The sequence below is a fragment of the Streptomyces sp. NPDC085932 genome (genome assembly GCF_044540525.1).
GTDB classification, from domain to species: domain Bacteria; phylum Actinomycetota; class Actinomycetes; order Streptomycetales; family Streptomycetaceae; genus Streptomyces; species Streptomyces levis.
Genome location: NZ_JBITSJ010000007.1, coordinates 188658 through 208117, shown reverse-complemented (window position 1 = coordinate 208117; position 19460 = coordinate 188658). Strand labels below are relative to the sequence as shown.

17 protein-coding genes are annotated in these 19460 nt (G+C 72.2%); 6 read left to right on the top strand and 11 right to left on the bottom strand.

The features are described from left to right. Window positions 1-121 precede the first annotated feature (121 nt). From ACIGAQ_RS31045 to ACIGAQ_RS31030, 4 genes are all read left to right on the top strand, one after another. A complete protein-coding gene (locus ACIGAQ_RS31045; protein ID WP_311681582.1) occupies window positions 122-883 on the top strand; it encodes a DeoR/GlpR family DNA-binding transcription regulator in 762 nt (253 codons plus the stop codon). Further along, window positions 880-1827 (top strand): 1-phosphofructokinase, encoded by a 948-nt coding sequence (gene pfkB, locus ACIGAQ_RS31040; protein ID WP_311681583.1) that lies wholly within the window; start codon window positions 880-882, stop codon window positions 1825-1827. Before ACIGAQ_RS31045 ends, pfkB begins: the two co-directional genes overlap by 4 nt. Window positions 1828-2002: 175 nt before the next feature. Next, complete coding sequence (locus ACIGAQ_RS31035; RefSeq protein ID WP_399788795.1) at window positions 2003-4165, top strand: fructose-specific PTS transporter subunit EIIC; 2163 nt, start codon at window positions 2003-2005, stop codon at window positions 4163-4165. 119 nt (window positions 4166-4284) lie between these two features. Further along, window positions 4285-4440, top strand: a complete 156-nt coding sequence (locus ACIGAQ_RS31030; RefSeq protein WP_399788792.1) for a hypothetical protein — start codon at window positions 4285-4287, stop codon at window positions 4438-4440. A gap of 16 nt (window positions 4441-4456) precedes the next feature. On the opposite strand, the gene ACIGAQ_RS31025 is transcribed toward ACIGAQ_RS31030, so the two are convergent. The 4 genes from ACIGAQ_RS31025 to ACIGAQ_RS31010 form a co-directional block, all read right to left on the bottom strand. Continuing rightward, the gene (locus tag ACIGAQ_RS31025; protein ID WP_311681586.1) at window positions 4457-5203 is read right to left on the bottom strand and encodes a DUF6227 family protein; all 747 of its coding nucleotides are present in this window, start codon (window positions 5201-5203) and stop codon (window positions 4457-4459) included. A 179-nt stretch (window positions 5204-5382) separates the two neighbouring features. Beyond that, on the bottom strand, window positions 5383-6600 hold the full coding sequence (locus ACIGAQ_RS31020) for an Ig-like domain-containing protein (RefSeq protein ID WP_399788789.1): 1218 nt from the start codon (window positions 6598-6600) through the stop codon (window positions 5383-5385). A 188-nt stretch (window positions 6601-6788) separates the two neighbouring features. Continuing rightward, window positions 6789-7829, bottom strand: coding sequence for a P1 family peptidase (locus ACIGAQ_RS31015; RefSeq protein ID WP_399788786.1), 1041 nt, complete (start codon window positions 7827-7829; stop codon window positions 6789-6791). A gap of 146 nt (window positions 7830-7975) precedes the next feature. Continuing rightward, window positions 7976-9205 carry a low temperature requirement protein A gene (locus ACIGAQ_RS31010; RefSeq protein WP_399788783.1) on the bottom strand — a complete coding sequence of 410 codons (1230 nt, stop codon included), beginning with the start codon at window positions 9203-9205 and terminating at the stop codon, window positions 7976-7978. A gap of 56 nt (window positions 9206-9261) precedes the next feature. On the opposite strand from ACIGAQ_RS31010, the gene ACIGAQ_RS31005 reads away from it, so the two are divergent. After that, entirely contained in the window at window positions 9262-9441 is a 180-nt protein-coding gene (locus tag ACIGAQ_RS31005; protein ID WP_094053445.1) for a hypothetical protein, read from the top strand. A gap of 52 nt (window positions 9442-9493) precedes the next feature. On the opposite strand, the gene mscL is transcribed toward ACIGAQ_RS31005, so the two are convergent. From mscL to ACIGAQ_RS30975, 6 genes are all read right to left on the bottom strand, one after another. Beyond that, window positions 9494-9952, bottom strand: a complete 459-nt coding sequence (mscL, locus tag ACIGAQ_RS31000; protein ID WP_311681592.1) for a large conductance mechanosensitive channel protein MscL — start codon at window positions 9950-9952, stop codon at window positions 9494-9496. Window positions 9953-10108: 156 nt separating this feature from the next. Beyond that, window positions 10109-10714, bottom strand: a complete 606-nt coding sequence (locus tag ACIGAQ_RS30995) for an RcpC/CpaB family pilus assembly protein (RefSeq protein ID WP_399788778.1) — start codon at window positions 10712-10714, stop codon at window positions 10109-10111. Window positions 10715-10995: 281 nt separating this feature from the next. Further along, window positions 10996-11865: an S-methyl-5'-thioadenosine phosphorylase gene (locus ACIGAQ_RS30990; protein ID WP_399789406.1), complete on the bottom strand. Its 870-nt coding sequence runs from the start codon at window positions 11863-11865 to the stop codon at window positions 10996-10998. A 154-nt stretch (window positions 11866-12019) separates the two neighbouring features. Then, a complete protein-coding gene (locus ACIGAQ_RS30985; protein ID WP_399788776.1) occupies window positions 12020-12334 on the bottom strand; it encodes an FmdB family zinc ribbon protein in 315 nt (104 codons plus the stop codon). Between the two features lie 67 nt (window positions 12335-12401). After that, window positions 12402-13694: an MFS transporter gene (locus tag ACIGAQ_RS30980; RefSeq protein WP_311681596.1), complete on the bottom strand. Its 1293-nt coding sequence runs from the start codon at window positions 13692-13694 to the stop codon at window positions 12402-12404. 368 nt (window positions 13695-14062) lie between these two features. Next, a complete protein-coding gene (locus ACIGAQ_RS30975; protein WP_399788772.1) occupies window positions 14063-15592 on the bottom strand; it encodes a potassium/proton antiporter in 1530 nt (509 codons plus the stop codon). Window positions 15593-15830: 238 nt separating this feature from the next. Here ACIGAQ_RS30975 and ACIGAQ_RS30970 point away from each other — a divergent pair, with 238 nt between their 5' ends. Beyond that, the gene (locus ACIGAQ_RS30970; protein ID WP_399788769.1) at window positions 15831-18659 is read left to right on the top strand and encodes a penicillin acylase family protein; all 2829 of its coding nucleotides are present in this window, start codon (window positions 15831-15833) and stop codon (window positions 18657-18659) included. 97 nt (window positions 18660-18756) lie between these two features. On the opposite strand, the gene ACIGAQ_RS30965 is transcribed toward ACIGAQ_RS30970, so the two are convergent. Continuing rightward, window positions 18757-19305, bottom strand: coding sequence for a 5-formyltetrahydrofolate cyclo-ligase (locus ACIGAQ_RS30965; RefSeq protein ID WP_399788766.1), 549 nt, complete (start codon window positions 19303-19305; stop codon window positions 18757-18759). Between the last annotated feature and the right edge of the window lie 155 nt (window positions 19306-19460).

The following is a 19460-nucleotide window of genomic DNA, read 5'->3' as shown; positions in this document are numbered from 1 at the left end:
CCGGGCCCGCCCGCGTTTCCGATCATGCCCGATTGGGTCCGAACCTGTTTACTTCGCGGAAATCTCGGCGTAGCCTCCCGCTGAAACCACACGTTCGGGCATGAGGCGGAGGCGAACGGGCATGTACGCACCGGAACGGCAGCAGGAGATCCTCCGGCTCGCCCGTGACGGCGGCCGAGTGGACGTCGTGTCGCTGGCCGAGGAGTTCCAGGTGACGGCGGAGACGATCCGCCGGGACCTGAAGGCCCTGGACCGCGCCGGTCTGGTCCGCCGGGTGCACGGCGGGGCCATCCCGGTCGGGCGCCTGGACTTCGAGCCGGACCTCGCCGAGCGCGAGTCCACGGCCGCCGACGAGAAGGACCGCATCGCCAAGGCCGCCCTGGCGGAACTGCCCACCGAGGGCACGGTGATCCTCGACGCCGGTACGACGGTGGCCCGCATGGCCGCCGCCCTCCCGCTGGAGGCCTCCCTCACCGTCGTCACGCACAGCCTGCCCATCGCGGCCCGCCTCGCCGACCACCCCGGCATCCAGCTCCACCTCGTCGGCGGCCGCGTACGGCACCGCACCCGCGCGGCGGTCGACGCCTGGGCGCTGCGGGCCTACGGCGAGATCCGCGCCGACGTGCTGTTCGTGGCCGCCAACGGCTTCTCCGCCGAACACGGCCTGACCACCCCCGACCTCGCCGAGGCCGCCGTGAAGCGCGCGGCCGTGGCCGCCGCCCGCCGCGTGGTGCTGCTCGCCGACTCCTCCAAGCACGGCCAGGAGCACTTCGCCCGCTTCGGCGACCTGGGCGATGTGGACCTGCTGATCACCGACAGCGGGCTGAGCCCCGAAGACGCCGTCGCGATCGAGCGCGGCGGCACGGAAGTAGTGCGCGCATGATCCTCACCGTCACCCCCAACCCGTCCCTGGACCGCACCTACGAGGTGCCGTCCCTCGACCGCGGCGAGGTCATCCGCGCCACCGGCGAGCGGATGGACCCGGGCGGCAAGGGCGTGAACGTCTCGCGCGCGGTCGCCGCCACCGGGCAGCGCACGGTGGCCGTCCTGCCGCTCGGCGGCGCCCCCGGCGCGCTCGTCGCCGACCTGCTCGACCAGCAGGGCATCGAGGTCGCCCCGGTCCCGGTCGCCGGGGCCACCCGCTCCAACATCGCCCTGGCCGAGGCCGACGGCGTCCTGACGAAGATCAACGCGCCCGGCCCCGAACTCACCGACGCCGAGCGGGAACTCCTCCTGGAGACGGTGCGGCAGCAGTCCCGCGACGCCTCCTGGATCGCCTGCTGCGGCAGCCTCCCGCGCGGCCTCGCCCCCGACTGGTACGCCGACCTGGTCGCCCGCACGCACGCCGCCGGTGCCCGGATCGCCCTGGACACCTCCGGGCCCGCCCTGCTCGCGGCCCTGCGCGAACGCCCCGACGTGGTCAAGCCCAACGCCGAGGAACTGTCCGAGGCCGTCGGCCGCCCCCTCGCCACCGTCGGTGACGCCGTCAAGGCCGCCGAGGAACTGCGCGAGATGGGCGCCCGGGCCGTTCTCGCCAGCCTGGGCGCCGACGGGCAGTTGCTCGTGTCGGACCGGGGTGCCTGGTTCGGCAGCGCCCGGGTGGACGCCGTGCGCAGCAACGTGGGCGCCGGCGACTCCTCCCTCGCCGGTTTCCTGATCGCCGGCGGCAGCGGCCCGGAGGCCCTCGCCTCCGCGGTCGCCCACGGCGCGGCGGCCGTCCGGCTGCCCGGCAGCGTCATGCCCACGCCGGCCGACCTGGACCCGGCGGCGGTGACGGTCACGGCCGACCTGCCCGCGGACCGTGCGCTGACGGAGCCGGTGTCATGACCGGCGCCGTGACGCACGCCGAGCAGCACCCACCGACGCCCGGGCGGCGGACCTCCCCGCCGGTCCCCGCCGTCGCCCAGGTCACAGCAGTCACTCTCGTCACCCCCCACCGCACCCCCGTCCCCCTTTCCGCCCACCCCACTGCACGGGCGATACGCGTGCTAAGGAGCCCGCGATGAGCGACATGATCACGGCGGAGCTGGTCGACCTCGACCTGTCCGCCGACACCAAGGAAGCGGCGGCCCGTGCCCTCGCCGAGCGCATGGTGGCCCTGGGCCGGGTGACCGACCTGGACGGCTTCCTCGCCGACGTGGCCGCCCGCGAGGCCCAGATGCCGACCGGCCTGGACGGCGGCATCGGCATCCCGCACTGCCGCAGCGCGCACGTCACCGAGCCGACCCTCGCCTTCGGGCGCAGCGCGGCCGGGATCGACTTCGGCGCGGCGGACGGCCCGGCCGACCTCATCTTCCTGATCGCGGCACCGGCCGGTGCCGATGACGCCCATCTGACGATCCTGTCGTCGCTGGCCCGGCAGCTGATGAACAGCGACTTCACCGACGCCCTGCGCGCGGTGGGCGACCCGGCGGCCGCGGCGGCGCTGATCCGCGGCGACGCGCCGGAGCAGGCCGCTGGGCAGGCCGCCGGGCCGGCCTCCGAAGACCCCGTGGCGTCGGCGGGAGCGGCCTCTCCCGCCGCCGCCACGGCCACCGACCAGGCCGACGGCACCGCCACCGGCGGGACCGCCGCCACGGCCGCCGGCGGGACCGCCGCCACGGCCACCGGCGAGACCGCCGGCACCGCCGCGGGCGAGGGGGACGGCACCGCCGCGGGCGGGACCCGGCCGTTCCGGATCGTCGCCGTCACCTCCTGCCCCACCGGCATCGCCCACACCTACATGGCGGCCGAGTCGCTGGAGAACGCCGGCCGCGAGGCGGGCGTCGAACTCACCGTCGAGCCCCAGGGCTCGGCCGGCTTCACCCGGCTCGACCCGCAGGTCATCGCGGCGGCCGACGCCGTGATCTTCGCCCACGACGTGCCCGTACGGGAGAAGGAACGCTTCGCCGGCAAGCCGACCGTCGACGTCGGCGTGAAGGCGGGCATCAACCGCCCCGCCGAGCTCATCGCCGAGGTCCGCGAGAAGGCCGCCCGCGGCGAGGTCACCGCCGGATCCGCACCCACCACGCCCGTGGAGCGCTCCGGCGACTCCGGCGAGGGCTACGGCACCAAGCTGCGCAAGTGGCTGATGTCCGGCGTCAGTTACATGGTGCCGTTCGTCGCGGCGGGCGGTCTGCTGATCGCCCTCGGCTTCGCGATCGGCGGATACAAGATCAACAAGGCCCCGTCGGTGATGGACCACTTCATCTGGACGCAGGCCGACAGCTGGGCCGCCCTGCTCTTCCAGATCGGCGGCGTCGCCTTCGGCTTCCTCGTCCCCGTCCTGGCCGGTTACATCGCCTACGGCATGGCCGACCGGCCCGGCCTGGTGCCCGGCTTCGTCGGTGGCGCGATCTCCCTCACCATCAACGCGGGCTTCCTCGGCGGTCTGGCCGCAGGTCTCATCGCCGGTGGCGTGGTGATCGCGATCCAGAAGGTACGGATCCCGGCGGCGATGCGCGGCATCATGCCGGTGGTGGTGATCCCGCTGATCTCCTCGGCGATCGTCGGGTTCCTGATGTTCGTCGTCATCGGCAAGCCCATCGCCGAGGCCCAGAAGGGCATGACCGACTGGCTGAACGGCCTGTCCGGCTCCAACGCCATCCTGCTCGGCGCCCTGCTCGGCCTGATGATGTGCTTCGACCTCGGCGGTCCCGTGAACAAGGTCGCCTACACCTTCGCCACCGCCGGCATCGCCGTCGCCAGCCCCAGCGACTCGGCCATGAAGATCATGGCCGCGGTGATGGCGGCCGGCATGGTCCCGCCGCTGGCGATGGCCCTGGCGACGACCGTGCGGGGCAAGCTCTTCACCCCGACCGAACGCGAGAACGGCAAGGCCGCCTGGGTGCTCGGCGCCTCCTTCATCTCCGAGGGCGCGATCCCCTTCGCCGCGGCCGACCCGCTGCGCGTCATCCCCGCCTCGATGGCGGGCGGCGCCCTCACCGGCGCCCTGTCGATGGCCTTCGGCGCCACCCTGCGCGCCCCGCACGGCGGCATCTTCGTGGTCCCGCTGATCGGCAACCCCCTGCTCTACCTGGTCGCCATCGCCGCGGGCGTCTGCGTCACCACCGCCCTGGTCGTCGTCCTCAAGGGTCTGCGCAAGCCGGCTCCCGGGGCCGCACCGGCCTCCGGCGAGGGCGCCACGGCCCCGGCGGCGGAGCGGAAGCAGCCGGTCGCGGCCTGAGGTGTCCGCGGCAGGCCGTCCCTTTCGGGGTGTGTGAGCTGTTCATGCCGCCTGCGAGATAGATCACGAAAATCACGGCCCGGGACCGATGTCCCGGGCCGTGGTGTCTACTGGGGCGCATGCCCGATCACGTCTCCCGGTGGCCCGAGGGCCACTCCCTCCCCGCCCTCCCGCAGCAGCGGCAGACGGGCTCCCGGGCGGAGTCCGTGGAACTGACCCCCGAGGAGAGAGACGCCTTCACCGCGCTGGTACGCCACCTCGCCGAAGGCGACTGAACCGCTGCGGCGCGGCTCACGACAGCTGCGCCGCCCGCCGCTCCATCGCCTCCCGCGCCGCGTCCTCACTCACGTACACCTCGCACATGTGGCGACCGTCCGGCGTGGCCGTGTGCTCGACCTCCCACAGGGAGAGCTCCTCGCCGTCGCGCAGCAGGAACGCGTGCTCGTAGAGCGAGAAGCCCAGGCCCGCCCGGCCCGCGCGGCAGGGGCGGCCGAAGGCCTGCGTGATCAGGTGGCCGGACGCCGTGGCCAGCCGGGCCGCCGTGTCCCCGCCCGGCCGGTCCGCGTTCTCCGCCCGGCGCAGTAAACGGCGTGCGTGGTCCGCCGAGTCGTCCGCCGCGTAGGCGTGCCGGGGCGTGGGCGCCGGAGACAGCTGCACCGTCACCGGCAGCTCGAAGTCCGGTGTGTCCGGCGGCAGGGGGAGTCGCGACGTCGCGGCACGCAGCTCCTCCTCGTCGACGTACACCTCGTGCTGCGGCTCCATGCCCGGCGCGGTGTTGTGGACGAGCTCCCAGAGCGTGAGGGCCGAGCCGTCGGCCAGCAGCCACGTGTGCCGGTACGTCTCCCGGTGCAGGCCCGCGCTGTGGTGCGCGGAGTGCAGCGAACCGTCGTGCGCCAGCGCGCAGTCCAGCCGCCTCAGTGTCTCGTCCGGTAGCTCGAAGGAGTTCAGGGCACGGCCGAGGAGTCGCGCGAGGTGCTCCTCCGGAGACTCGGGCGAGTCATGGGGTTCGTACGCTGCCGTCTCGTACGGAACGCTCAAGGTTTCTCCCGGCGTTGCTGCATGTCACCTTGTGGGTGCATACCGTAGCCCCTCGGTCGGACATCATGTCCGGGAACCGAGAAAACGTACGTCCAGGAAAACGCGCGGGCCGCGCGAAAAGTTCCCGCGCGGCCCGGCCGGTTCGTCAAAAAGCGCTGCTGGAGCGGTACTTCGGGGGGTCAGGAGGCGCTGCCCGCGACCCACTGGCTCCACGGCATGTTCCATCCGTTGAGCCCGTTGTCCGGTGCCACCGTCTTGTCGGGCGAGTTCTTGACGATCACCACGTCCCCGATCAGGGAGTTGTCGTAGAACCACTTGGCGGGGGTGTCGCCCCCGGCGCCCCGGACGTCGGCGAGACCCACGCAGCCGTGGCTGGTGCCCTGGCGGCCGAACGGCGGATTGCCCTTGTTGTACCAGTAGTTGCCGTGCAGGAACGTCCCCGAGGTCGTCAGGCGCATCGCGTGCGGCACGTCCGGGATGTCGTACTCGCCGCCCAGGCCGACCGTGCGGCTGTTCATCCGCGTCTGCACGAACTTCTCGGAGATCACCATCTGTCCGTTGTACGTGGTGTGCTGCGCGTCGCCGGTCGAGATCGGGACCGACTTGAGCGTCTTGCCGTCCCGGACCACCGTCATGGTCTGCGTGTTCGCGTCGACCGTGGAGACCTGCGAGCGCCCGACGGTGAAGGTGACCGTCTTCTTCTGCACGCCGAAGACGCCGTTCGCGCCCTCGACCCCGTCCAGGTCGATCTTCATCGTGACCTTGGACCCGGCCTTCCAGTACTCCTCGGGCCGGAAGTCGAGCCGCTGCCCGTTGAACCAGTGCCCGACGACCTTCTGCCCGCTGCTGGACGTGACCGAGATGTGCGACTGCACGGCCTTGCGGTCGGTGATCGCCTTGTCGAAGGTGAACGACACCGGCATGCCCACCCCGACCGTGGTGCCGTTGTCCGGGGTGTACGTCCCGATGAAGCTGTTCGACGACGTGACCGTCGTGAAGATGGAGTTGGCCGCGGCCGTCCGGCCGTCGGCGTCCTTGGCGGTCGCCGATATCCGGTACTTCGTCCCGCGCTCCAGCTGCTCCTTCGGCTTCCATACCCGGCCGTCGGAGGAGAGCGAGCCCGGCACGGCCTGCCCGCTGCCCGCCACCGTCATCTTCACGTCCGTCAGCTTGCCGTCGCTGACCTTCACGCCGGTCGCGTTGATGGACGCGCCCGTCGAGCCGTCCTTCGCCGAGATGGCGATCTTCGCCACGGACGTCTTCGTGGCGCCCTTGCCGCCCTTCTCGTCGTCCTTGGCGTTGGCGCTGCCACCGCACGCGGTGAGCGTCAGGGCGCCGACCACCAGGGCGGCACAGGCCCCCAGTACGCGCCGCGCTGCAATGTCCGGCGTTGTCACGGGCTGCTCCCAGTTGATGTGATGTGCGTGATCCGCTCCAGTACGTGGGAGAAGAGGGGACCGGCACCCGACCGGGTTCCGTCCGTGCGCGGTGAACGCCGTCACGTGACAGAACCGCGACAATGTCCGGCTCCGCCGTGACACCACCGCGCGCGCAAGGGCCGTTCGGCGGACGGGGAACGGCCCGTTCAGTGACCCGGGTACAGCTCGCCGTACGACGGCCACGTCCCGCCCGGGCCGTCGACGGGCGTGGCGGCCCGCACCGCCCGGACGATGGCCCGCGTCACGACGTCGGCGCCCGCCGCGAGCACCTCGTTGAGCGCGAGCGGGTCGGCCGCGTCCAGGGCGCGGTCGCCCGTCGCCAGCGCGAACACCGTGTCCCCGTCGTTCAGCAGATGCACCGGCCGCACCGCACGGGCGATGCCGTCGTGAGCCGTGCCGGCCAGCTTCTGCGCCTGCGCCTTCGTCAGCTCGGCGTCCGTGGCGACCACGGCGAGCGTGGTGTTGAGCGGCGGCGGCGCGCTGCGCGCGGACGTCTCGGCGAGCCGCCGCCGCGCGGCCTCGTGCACCTCCGCCCGCGGGTACTCCACCCGCCCCTGGAACAACTCCCCGTACAGCACCCCCGTTTCCGGATCCAGCACCGATCCCGCCGCGTTGGCCACCGCCAGCGCCGCCACCGTGACCCCCGAGCCGAGCACCGTGCTCGCGCTGCCGACGCCGCCCTTCATCACCCCGACGACCGCGCCCGTGCCCGCGCCCACGCACCCCTGCGGCACTCGCGCGCCCGGCTCGCTCGCCGCGGCCGCCTCGACCGCGGCCCGCCCCAGGGCCGCGTCGGGACGGGCCCGGAAGTCGCCGCCCCGCCCCAGGTCGAAGACGCACGCGGCGGGCACCACCGGCACCACGTGCGCCGGGTCCGCCCCGACCCGGACCCCGCGCCCCCGTTCCTCCAGCCAGGCCATCACCCCCGACGCCGCGTCGAGCCCGTACGCGCTGCCGCCGGTCAGGACGACCGCCTCGACCTTCCGCACCACGTTGCGCGGGTCCAGCGCGTCCGTCTCCTTGGTGCCGGGGCCACCGCCCCGTACGTCCACGGCGGCCACGGCCCCGCCCTCCGGGGCGAGCACGACCGTGGTGCCGGTGAGCCAGCCGTCACCAAAGCGGGTGGCGTGACCCACCCGCAGACCGGCCACATCCGTCAGGGCGTCCATCCGAGCCTCGTCTGTCATGGCGACAGTCTCGTCCAGAGGGCGACCCGCGCGGACCGGCACGGTGGCCGGTGCCGGTTCGATCCGCCGGATCGCGTCGACCGGGGCGGCGGGGCTGTCTCAGCCGGCCCGGCCTGGCCCGGCCCGGTGCCGTGGCCGGTGCGAGTTCAGGCCGGCCGGCCCGACGCGGCGTGGATCCTGGCGGGGCGCGTCGCCAGCGTCTCGCCCACCACCACCGACAGCGCGCACACCACGCCCGCCGTGAACACCGCCCAGTCGCCCAGGAACGTGCAGCAGATGACCAGCAGAGCCGTCGTCGGGAGCACCAGCTGCTGGGTGATGCCCACCTTGAAGTGCCGGGAGTGCAGGGCCCACAGGGTCAGCAGGTACAGGGCCGTCGGCAGGGTCACGGCGGCCGACGCCGCCAGCGTGGAGATGTGCGCCTTGCCGACCGTCTGCTCCACCGCCACCTCCAGCCCCGCCCCGATCGCGGCCGCCGAGGCGAACACCAGATAGTGGCCGTAGCCCCACAGGAACGCCTGCCGGTTGGAGCGCAGATGGCCGTGGATGGGCACCACGAAGTACAGCCACCACGCGGCGAAGATGATCAGCAGCCCGCCCGCCGCGATGGGGAGGAGCTCGCCCAGCGCGTCGTTCTCGTCGACGCCGGACTTCACCGCGACCGTGGCCGCCGCGATCGTCTCGCCGAGCACGATGATGGTGAACAGCCCGTACCGCTCCGCGATGTGGCGCGGATGCCAGGCCGTGGCGTACCCCCGCTCCGCGAAGGGCGGTACGCACATCTCCAGCAGGGCCATCACCAGGAACCACCAGGGCCGGGCCCCTTCCGGCAGGAACAGCAGCCCCAGCCAGCCGACCTGGCACAGCAGCACACCGCCGGCGTAACGCAGGGCCGTCGTATGCTCCGGGCCCTCGCTCGAACGAGCCGCCCGCAGCCACTGGGCCACCAGGGCGAGCCGCATGATGGCGTACCCCAGCCACACCAGGAGGTAGTCGTGCTCCTCGAACGCCTGGGAGACGCCCGCGGCGAGGACCAGCACACCCGCGATCTGCACCAGCGTGACCACCCGGTACAGGACGTCGTCGTTGTCGTACGCCGAGGCGAACCACGTGAAGTTCATCCACGCCCACCACAGGGCGAAGAACACCATCGCGTAGTCGACGATCCCCTCGACCGCGTGCCCCTCGGCGACCGAGTGCACCAGCTGGATGCCGGCCTGGGCGACGGCCACGACGAAGCACAGGTCGAAGAAGAGCTCCAGCGGCGAGGCCGTCCGGTGCTCCTCGTCGCGGCCCCGGGCCCTCAGCCGGCGCAGCGAACCCCGGCCGCCGGGCACGTCGGACAGGTCGGGCGGGGGAGAGGTGCTGGAGGTCATGACTCCCAGCACAACAGAAGGCGCCGGGATTTTCTCCGCGACCGTACCCTGGACGCATGAGCACCGCCCCCGAACCCGAGCCGCGCGCGCCGAAGCCCGCGCTGGTCTTCGACGACCCGCTCGACCAGCAGTCCTCCGACGACACCGACCGCGGCTGGGGCGAGCGCACCGACTCCGGCGGTGGCGCGGCCGACCTCAAGCGCTTCCTCGACGAGAAGCCGCCGCACCACCTCTGACGCAGCCGGGCTGCCGCCGCGGGCCGGGCCCGGGCCGCGGCCGTCCCGGGGGCTACTGCCGGTCGTGCCCCGAGCCGCGCTGCGCGACCAGGGCGTCCCGGATCTCCTTCAGCACCTCCAGCTCGGTCACCTCGATGACCTCCTGCGTGCCCTCCTTCGCCTTCCGGCGGGCCTCCACCCGGGCCAGGTACTTCGCCATGGGCAGCACCATGAGGAAGTAGACGACCGCCGCCGTGATCACGAAGCTCAGGGTGGCGCCGAGGACGGAACCCCACAGGATCCGGATGCCCTGCTCGCCCTCGCAGGTCGAGCTCAGGCACGAGCTGTAGTGGTCGAGGTTCTTGGTCCCGATGGCACCGACGACCGGGTTGATGATCCCCTTCACCACGGCGTTGACGATGTTGGTGAAGGCGGCACCGATCACCACCGCCACCGCCAGATCGACGACGTTCCCGCGCATCAGGAAGGCCTTGAAGCCCTCCCAGACGCTCGGATCCTTCTTCACGCTCACCTGGGGGCCTCTCCTCGTACGAGCAGCTTGTGGAACAAAACGCTCCGCAACCTACGGCACCCCTGGGCCGAACCGGGCACGTGGGTCCCCCCAACGAGGGACGTGACGGCATCGCGCACCGCGGCAGCGCGTCCGTCCCCCTCACCCTCACGCCGGTCACCAGAGCGTCACCGCCAGCCGGGCGGTGGCGCTCGCGCCGGCCAGCCGGGCGGCGGTGGCACGCGGCACCGAGAGCACGATCAGCGCCCCGCCGTCCGAGGCACCCGCCACGGACTCCGGCGCCTCCGGCTCCGGCACCTCCGTCACCCTGGCTCCGCTCGCGACGACCCGGGCGTCCCCGCCCCTCGCCGTCTCCTCGGCGGCGATGACGTCGACCCGGTCACCGGGCCGCAGCAGCCGTACGGTCGCGGCGTCGGCGATCCGGACCGGGGCCGTCACCGCACCGGCCGCGCGGCGGTCCCGGGCGGCCTGCTCACCGGAGACCGGGGCCGTGCGGGCGGGCGCCTGCGCGCGGGGATGACCGCGGGCCCCGTCCGTGGCGCGCGGGCCCGCCGCCACCAGCGCGGTCGCCGTGACCGCGAGCCCGACCGCCACGGCCCGCCGCCGATGCCGTACCAGCCGGCCCGAGCGGCACCGGCCGCGCACCCGTACCGGGTCGAACCTCGGCACCTCGCGGGTCGCGGGGACCTCGGCCCCGGGCGGGCCGGGTGCGACGGACCAGGAAGGAGACGACGGCGCGAACGAAGGGCGAGCGAGAGACACGGGGACCACCACCTGCGACGAGGGACCGGCTTGCGCTCCCCACGATGAGGCGTCCCCGCCGCACCCCGCTCAGGCCTGTGGACGTACCGCCGGCCTGTGGACAACTCCCTCACCCGAACGGCACCTTCCGGCTCCCGCCCCACGAGCGAGCGGCCCGGCGGGCGACCGGGCGAGCGGCCCGGCGCATCGCCCTTGCGGGTCACCCGGCGCATCACCGGCCGGGTCACCCCGATCCACCGCCCTCGTGGGGAACCCCGCCCATCACCCCGGCAGACAGCCGGCTACGGCAGCGCGAACCCCGGGTCCATCCCGCCCAGCGCGCCCACACACAGACAGTCCCGTTCGTCCACCCCGGGCAGCCCGGCCACCGCGTCGAACAGCACGCCCCGCAACCGGTCGACGTTCGCCGAGAAGACCCGCAGCACCTCGTCGTGCGAGACGCCCTCGCCGGTCTCCGCACCGGCGTCGAGGTCGGTGACCAGCGTCAGGGACGTGTAGCAGAGCTCCAGCTCGCGGGCGAGAGCCGCCTCGGGGTGGCCGGTCATGCCCACCACCGACCAGCCCTGCGCCTGGTGCCACAACGATTCGGCACGGGTCGAGAAGCGCGGCCCCTCGACCACCACCAGCGTGCCGCCGTCCACCGGCTCCCACTCCCGCCCGCGCGCCGCCTTCAGCGCGACGGCCCGCCCCGTGGGGCAGTAGGGATCGGCCAGCGACACGTGCACGACGTTCGGCACCGTGCCGTCTGGCAGCGGCAGTCCGTCGAAGTAGGAGTTCGCGCGGGACTTGGTGCGGTCGACCAGCTGGTCCGGTACCAGCAGCGTGCCCGGCCCGTACTCGGGGCGCAGACCGCCCACCGCGCAGGGGGCGAGCACCTGGCGCACACCGACGGACCGCAGGGCCCACAGGTTGGCCCGGTAGTTGATCCGGTGCGGCGGCAGGTGGTGGCCGCGTCCGTGCCGGGGCAGGAACGCGACCCGCCGGCCGGCGACCTCACCCAGGAAGAGGGAGTCGCTGGGCGGCCCGTACGGGGTGTCGACCCGGACCTCGGTCACGTCGTCGAGGAAGGAATAGAACCCGGATCCGCCGATGACACCGATCCCGGCACCCTCCGCGCCCTCCGGGCTGCCCGTGCCCCCCCTGCTCCCCATGATCCCCTTGCCCACCGAGTCCGCCGGGGTCTCCGCCGAGTCCGCCGGGGTCTCCGCGTTCGCGTTGTTCGCCATGCCCGCACCCTAACCGCACGCCGAAACGCCGAGGACCCCGTCGCCCCGGGGGGCAACAGGGTCCCGGAAGAAAAAGGCCTTACGCGGCGGTCGTGCTGCTGCTCGTGGAGCTGCCCGCGCTCGACGACGAGCTCGACGAGCTCGACGAACCGGAGTCGGAGGACGACGAGGAGGACGAACTCGACGACTTCGACGCCGGAGAGCTGCTGGACGAGGAGCCGCGGCTGTCGTTCCGGTAGAAGCCGGAGCCCTTGAAGACAATGCCAACCGCCGAGAACACCTTCTTCAGGCGGCCCTGGCAGCTGGGGCACTCGGTCAGGGCGTCATCGGTGAACTTCTGCACCGCCTCGAGGCCCTCGCCGCACTCGGTGCACTGGTACTGGTAGGTGGGCACTGTCTTCCTCCTGGCACTCTCACTCGATGAGTGCTAACGACGCTCCATAGTGACGTATTCCGGCCGCTCAGTCCACTGCCACCGGCACGCGGTGACCCACGCCACGTGCGACGGTCCGTCCGGAGCCCCGCGCGGACAGCCGGGAACGCAGGGACAGGAGGGTCAGCAGAGCCAGCACCGTGCCGCCCATCGGCACCAGGAAGCCGGCGCCGTCCCACAGGCGGTCCTCCAGCTGTCCGGCCACCGTGACGGCGGCGGCCTGGCCGAGTGCCACCGCGCCGGTCAGCCAGGTGAAGGCCTCCGTGCGGGCACCGGCCGGGACGAGGCTCTCGACCAGCGTGTAACCGGTGATCAGGGCGGGCGCGATGCACACGCCGACCAGCAGGCCCAGGCCGGCGAGGACCAGCACGGAATGGGCGGCCCACAGGCCCGACGCGGCCAGCGCGAGCGCGGTGTAGCCGACGACCAGGCGCCGCTGCGGGGCCACCTTCCAGGCGATCGCGCCGCACACCAGGCCGGAGAGCATGTTGCCCGCGGCGAAGACGCCGTAGAGGACGCCGTTCAGGCCCGGTTCGCCGATCGACTCGGTGAACGCGGCCAGCGAGACCTGCATGCCGCCGAAGACGGTGCCGATGCCCAGGAACGTCACGATCAGCACGCGCACACCGGGCACGCGCAGGGCCGGGACGTGCTCCACGCGCGCGTGGCCGCGGCGCGCGACCGAGGGCTGGGTGCTCTTCTGCGCGGCGAACAGCAGACCGCCGACCAGGGTGAGCGCGGCCTCCGTGACCAGGCCCGCGGCCGGGTCGACGGCCGTGCACAGCGCGGTGGCCAGCAGCGGCCCGACGACGAAGGTCAGCTCGTCCGTGACGGACTCGAAGGCGGCCGCGGTGCTCATCAGGGGCGAGTCGCCCAGTTTGACGCCCCAGCGGGCCCGCACCATCGGCCCGACCTGCGGCACCGAGGCGCCGGTCGGGACGGCCGCCACGAACAGCGCCCACAGGGGCGCGTCCATGAGCGCCAGTGCCGTCAGCGTCAGCCCGGACAGGGTGTGCAGCAGCACACCCGGGATCAGCACGGCGCGCTGCCCGTAGCGGTCGGCGAGGCGGCCGCTGTAGGGCGCGAACAGGGCCATGGAGACACCGGTGACGGCCGCGGCGGCGCCCGCCGCGCCGTAGGAGCCGGTGGTGTGCTGCACCAGCAGCACGATGGAGATCGTCAGCATCGCGAACGGCTGGCGCGCCGCGAAACCGGGGAGCAGGAACGTCCAGGCGCCGCGGGTGCGCAGCAGCCGGCCGTATCCCGGGCGGGCGGAAGCCGACGGGTTCTCCGACGTCTTCGAGGTGACCGTGGATGCCACGGCCCGTGCCTTTCTGCCGCCTGGTAGCGCGGCCCCGTCAGCGGGCGGCGCCGAGAGCTGTCCTCTTGCGCGGAACTGCGGTAGATGCCGGGGCCCGGTGAGGAGGGGCGTCCCGACCGCCATACGGTCGCGCCAGCTCTGCGTCAGGCAGAGTTGGTTCGATCTGGGTACGCCTTCATCCTACAGGGATCAAGGGCTTGTGTGCCTGTGAAAGCGAGCACCATGGACCCGCCTGCCTTACAAATACCAAAGGGGACGAATCGCCCGCAAGGTGCCCGGCCCACTCATGAGGCATCCGGTCCACTCGTCGGGCATCCGGTCCACTCGTCAGGCATCCCGGTCCGTTCGTCAGGCATCCGGTCCGCTCGTCAGGCGCCCGGTCCGTCCGTCCCCAGCCAGCCGGCCAGCTTGCCGCCGTGCCCGACCGCCCGCAGCCGCTTCTCGGCCGCGTCCCGGACGGGGTCCGTGGCGACCACCAGGAGTTCGTCCCCGCGCTGCAGGATCGTGGTCGGCAGCGGCACGAAGGACTCGCCCCCGCGCACGATGAGCGTCACGGCGGCGCCGTGCGGCAGCCGCAGCTCGGCCACCTCCACGCCGTGCATCTTCGATCCCCCGGGAATCGCGACGGACAGCAGATGCCCGCGCAGCCGCTCCAGCGGGGCCGACTCGATGCCGAGGTCGGACGCCTCCGAACCGTCGCCGAGGCGCAGCTTGCGGCCCAGCCAGGGCAGCGTCGGGCCCTGCACCAGGGTGTAGACGACGACCAGGACGAAGACGATGTTGAAGATCCGGTCGCTGCCCTCGACACCCTTCACCATCGGGATGGTCGCCAGGATGATGGGCACCGCCCCGCGCAGGCCCGCCCAGGACATCAGCGCCGACTCCCGCCAGGGCACCCGGAACGGCGTCAGGCAGGCGAACACCCCGAGCGGTCGCGCCACCATGGTCAGGACGAGCCCGATGACCAGCGCGGGCACGATGTCGTCGCCCAGTTCGTGCGGGGTGACCAGCAGGCCGAGCATGACGAACATGCCGATCTGCGCCAGCCAGCCCAGTCCGTCGGCGAACCCGCGGGTGGCCGGCCAGTGCGGCAGCCGCGCGTTGCCCATCGCCATCGCGGCCAGGTACACCGCGAGGAAGCCGCTGCCGTGGGCCAGCGCGCCCGCCGCGTACGCCACCACGGCGATCGCCATGACGGCGATCGGGTACAGGCCGGACGCGGGCAGTGCCACGTGCCGGAGGCCCCAGGCGCCCAGCCAGCCCACCGCGAGCCCGATGGCGGCACCGATCGCCAGCTCCAGGAGGATCTCGCCCAGCAGCACGTACCAGTGCTCGACCGGCCCGGCCGTGGACAGGGACACCACGAGGATGACCACGGGGGCGTCGTTGAAGCCGGACTCCGCCTCCAGCGTGCCCTTCACGCGCGCGGGGAGCGGGATCTTGCGCAGGACGGAGAACACGGCGGCCGCGTCGGTCGAGGAGACCACCGCTCCGATGATCAGTGCCTGCCGCCACTCCAGCCCGACCAGGTAGTGCGCGGCCGACGCCGTGACCCCGACGCTCACCGCGACACCGGCCAGCGCCAGCGCCGTGGCGGCCGGCATCACCGGCTCGATCTCCTTCCACTTCGTGCCCAGGCCGCCCTCGGCCAGGATCACGACCAGCGCCGCGTACCCGATGACCTGGGTCAGCTCGGCGTTGTCGAAGTGGATGTCCCCGATGCCGTCCTGGCCCATGGCGACGCCGATGCCCAGGTACACGAGCAGGCTGGGGAGCCCGCTGCGCGAGGAGATCCGTACCGCTGCGACGGCGACGAGCAGGACGAGCGAGCAGACGAGCAGGAGCTGGTTGAGGTGGTGGACAGTCAGCGGCCGAATCCTTCCCTGGCCCGCACGCACGCGTGCGTGGGCTCACGTACATCGCACACGAAGTGGTGGCGCAGCGCGCCGACTACTTCGTTACCTTACCTAACTCTTGACGATTTCTTGACACTCGGGAGGGCAAGATCGAACGCCCGTCCGTGCCGGTTCCCGACTCCGCGTCAAGGGGCGCAAGGCCCTGCGCCTATCGTTGCTCCAGCGCTCAGTTAAAAGCACAGCCGAACCTGCCGCTCGACTTAGGACAGCAAGGACAGCGATGCCCACCGACACCACCGCCTCCACGGGTCAGCAGCCCGGCAAGTCCGGCAGGAGAAAGGGGCGCAAAGTACGGCTGATCGTGCTCGTCCTGGTGCTGGCCGTCATCGGAGGCGTCGCCTTCGGGGCGTACTGGTCGATCAGCACCGTCCGGGCGTCCTTCCCGCAGACCAAGGGCACCCTCACGCTGAAGGGCCTCTCGGGACCCGTCGAGGTCAAACGCGACGACTACGGCATCCCGCAGATCTACGCCTCCTCCGACGCGGACCTGTTCATGGCCCAGGGCTACGTCCAGGCCCAGGACCGCTTCTACGAGATGGACGTCCGCCGCCACATGGCCGCCGGGCGCCTGTCGGAGATGTTCGGCGAGAGCCAGGTCGACAACGACGAGTTCCTGCGCACCCTGGGCTGGGACCGGGTGGCCAAGCAGGAGTACGACACCAAGCTGTCGGCCTCCACGAAGAAGTACCTCCAGGCCTACGCCGAGGGCGTCAACGCCTACCTCGACGGCAAGGACGGCGAGGACATCTCGCTGGAGTACGCGGCGCTGGGCTTCACCAACGACTACAAGCCGCAGAAGTGGACGCCGGTCGACTCGGTCTCCTGGCTGAAGGCGATGGCCTGGGACCTGCGCGGCAACATGCAGGACGAGATCGACCGCGCCCTGCTGACCAGCCGCCTCGGCCCCAAGCAGATCGCCGACCTGTACCCGGAGTACCCGTACAGCCGGAACAAGGCGATCGTCCAGGACGGCCAGTACGACGAACTGACCGGCGCCTTCGAGCAGGGCGGCACCTCCGGCACCGCCGGCACGAACGGCACCGCCGGCACGTCGGGCACCAACGGCACGTCGGGCACCTCGGGCACATCCGGAACCTCGGGCACGAGCGGGACCACCGGAGCGGGCACCGCAGGCACGTCCGGCACCTCCGGCCTCGACAGCCAGCTCACCGGCCTCACCCGCGTCCTGGACGACCTCCCGCCGGCCGTCGGCGTGAACGGCGACGGCATCGGCTCCAACTCCTGGGTCGTCAGCGGAAAGCACACCATCACCGGCAAGCCGCTGCTGGCCAACGACCCGCACCTGGGACCCTCCCTGCCGTCCGTCTGGTACCAGATGGGCCTGCACTGCCGCAGCGTCTCCAGCACCTGCCAGTACGACGTCAGCGGCTACACCTTCGCCGGCATGCCGGGCGTGATCATCGGTCACAACGAGGACATCGCCTGGGGCATGACCAACTCCGGTGTCGACGTCACGGACCTGTACCTGGAGAAGATCACCGGCGACGGCTACCTCTACGACGGCAAGGTCAGGCCGTTCGAGACCCGCGAGGAGACCATCAAGGTCGCCGGCGGCCCGGCCAAGAAGATCGTCGTCCGCGAGACCAACAACGGGCCCCTGCTCTCCGACCGCGACGAGGAACTCGTGAAGGTCGGCAAGAAGGCCACCGTCGACACCGCCGCACCCGACCGGGGCGACGGCTACGGCGTCGCGCTGCGCTGGACCGCCCTGCAGCCGGGCACCAGCATGGAAGCCGTCTTCGCCATGGGCAAGGCGAAGAACTGGACCGACTTCCGCAAGGCCGCCGCGCTGTTCGAGGTGCCCTCGCAGAACCTGGTCTACGCCGACACCCAGGGCCACATCGGCTACACCCTGCCGGGGAGGATCCCCACGCGCGCGGAGGGCTTCGACGGCTCCCTGCCGGCGCCCGGCTGGGACCCGAAGTACCGCTGGACCGGCTACATCCCGCAGGACGCGCTGCCCTACGAGTACGACCCGGACCGCGGGTACATCGTCACCGCCAACCAGGCTGTGATCGACGAGGACAAGTACCCCCTCACGCTCACCACGGACTGGGGTTACGGCACGCGCAGCCAGCGGATCACCGACCTGATCCAGTCGAAGATCAAGGACGGCGGCAAGATCTCGACGGACGACATGCGCCAGATGCAGCTGGACAACAGCAGCGAGATCGCCCGGCTGCTGGTGCCGACCCTGCTGAAGATCGACACCGGCGACAAGGACGTCCGCGAGGCCCAGAAGCTCCTGGAGGGCTGGGACTACACCCAGGACGCCGACTCGGCGGCCGCCGCCTACTTCAACGCCGTCTGGCGCAACGTCCTGAAGCTGGCCTTCGGCAACAAGCTGCCCAAGGAGCTGCGGCCCAAGGGACAGTGCCTGTGGGTCAAGCCGGTCAACACCACCGGCCCCGCCGACGAGGCCGAAGAGGTCCGCGAGTGCGGCCAGCGCGCCCCCGACCGGGCCCAGCCCGACGGCGGTGACCGCTGGTTCGAGGTGGTCCGCAAGCTGATGAACCAGCCGAAGAGCGACTGGTGGAAGACGCCCGAGGTGGGCACCCGCGACGGCGCCGTCAACCGCGACCAACTGTTCAAGCGGGCCATGGTCGACGCGCGCTGGGAGCTGACCGCCAAGCTCGGCAAGGACATCGACACCTGGAGCTGGGGCCGGCTGCACCGCCTGTTCCTGAAGAACCAGACCCTCGGCACCGCGGGCCCCGGTTTCGTCCGGTACGCCCTCAACCGCGGCCCCTGGGAGCTCAGCGGCGGCGAGGCGACGGTGAACGCGACCGGCTGGAACGCCGCCGGCGGCTACGGGGTGGTGTGGGTGCCGTCCATGCGGATGGTGGTGAACCTCGGCGACCTCGACAAGTCCCGCTGGATCAACCTCACCGGTGCCTCCGGCCACGCCTACAGCGCCCACTACGTCGACCAGACCGACAAGTGGGCCGACGGCGAACTGCTGCCGTGGTCCTTCTCGGACCGGGCCGTGGAGAGCAACACGGCCGACAAGCTGGTGCTCAAGCCGTGAGGCACTGACCCGGCGACGGCAACGGCGACGGCGACGGGAAGCGGCCCTCCACGCGTGCGTGGAGGGCCGCTTCCCGGTGTCAGGGCCGCTTCCCGTGTCAGGCCTCCGGGCGGAACCGCCGCACCCCCGACGGCGTCACCACCGCGTGCACCGGCCGGTCGTGCGGCTCCTCGGGGACGCGCTCGACGACCTCCGCGTCGTAGAGCAGCACCACCAGCGCCGGACGGACCCCCGCACGCTCCAGCCGTGCCAGCACCCGGTCGTAGGAGCCGCCGCCGCGGCCCAGGCGCATCCCGCGCGCGTCGACCGCGAGCCCCGGCAGCAGCACGGCGTCGGCCGCGGTCACCGCGTCCGGCCCGAGGCGCTCGCCCGCGGGCTCGGACAGGACCATCCGGCCGCCGTGCCGGACCCGCGCGAGCGAGTCCTGGCCCTCGTACCGGCCCCAGTCGAGGTCGTTGTCCGGCAGCAGCACCGGCAGCAGCACGCGCACGCCCCGGGCGCACAAGGTGTCCAGGAGCGCGAGCGTCCCCGGTTCACTCCCCACGGAGACGTACGCGGCGACCGTGCCGGCCCGCGCCAACTCGGGCAGCTCCAGGGCCCGCGCGGCCAGTGCGGCCGACGTTTCCCGCAGGTCATCCGCCGTCAACCTGTTCCTCACCGCGAGGATCTCGCGCCGCAAACTCCGCTTGTCAGGCTCGCCCGGACGTGCGATAGGCCTCAATGGTTGCTCCCGTACCGTTGCAATACGCTCATATGAGCCGCTATGAACCGGAGCCGCAGATTCCATGCAAAGGCACCGGA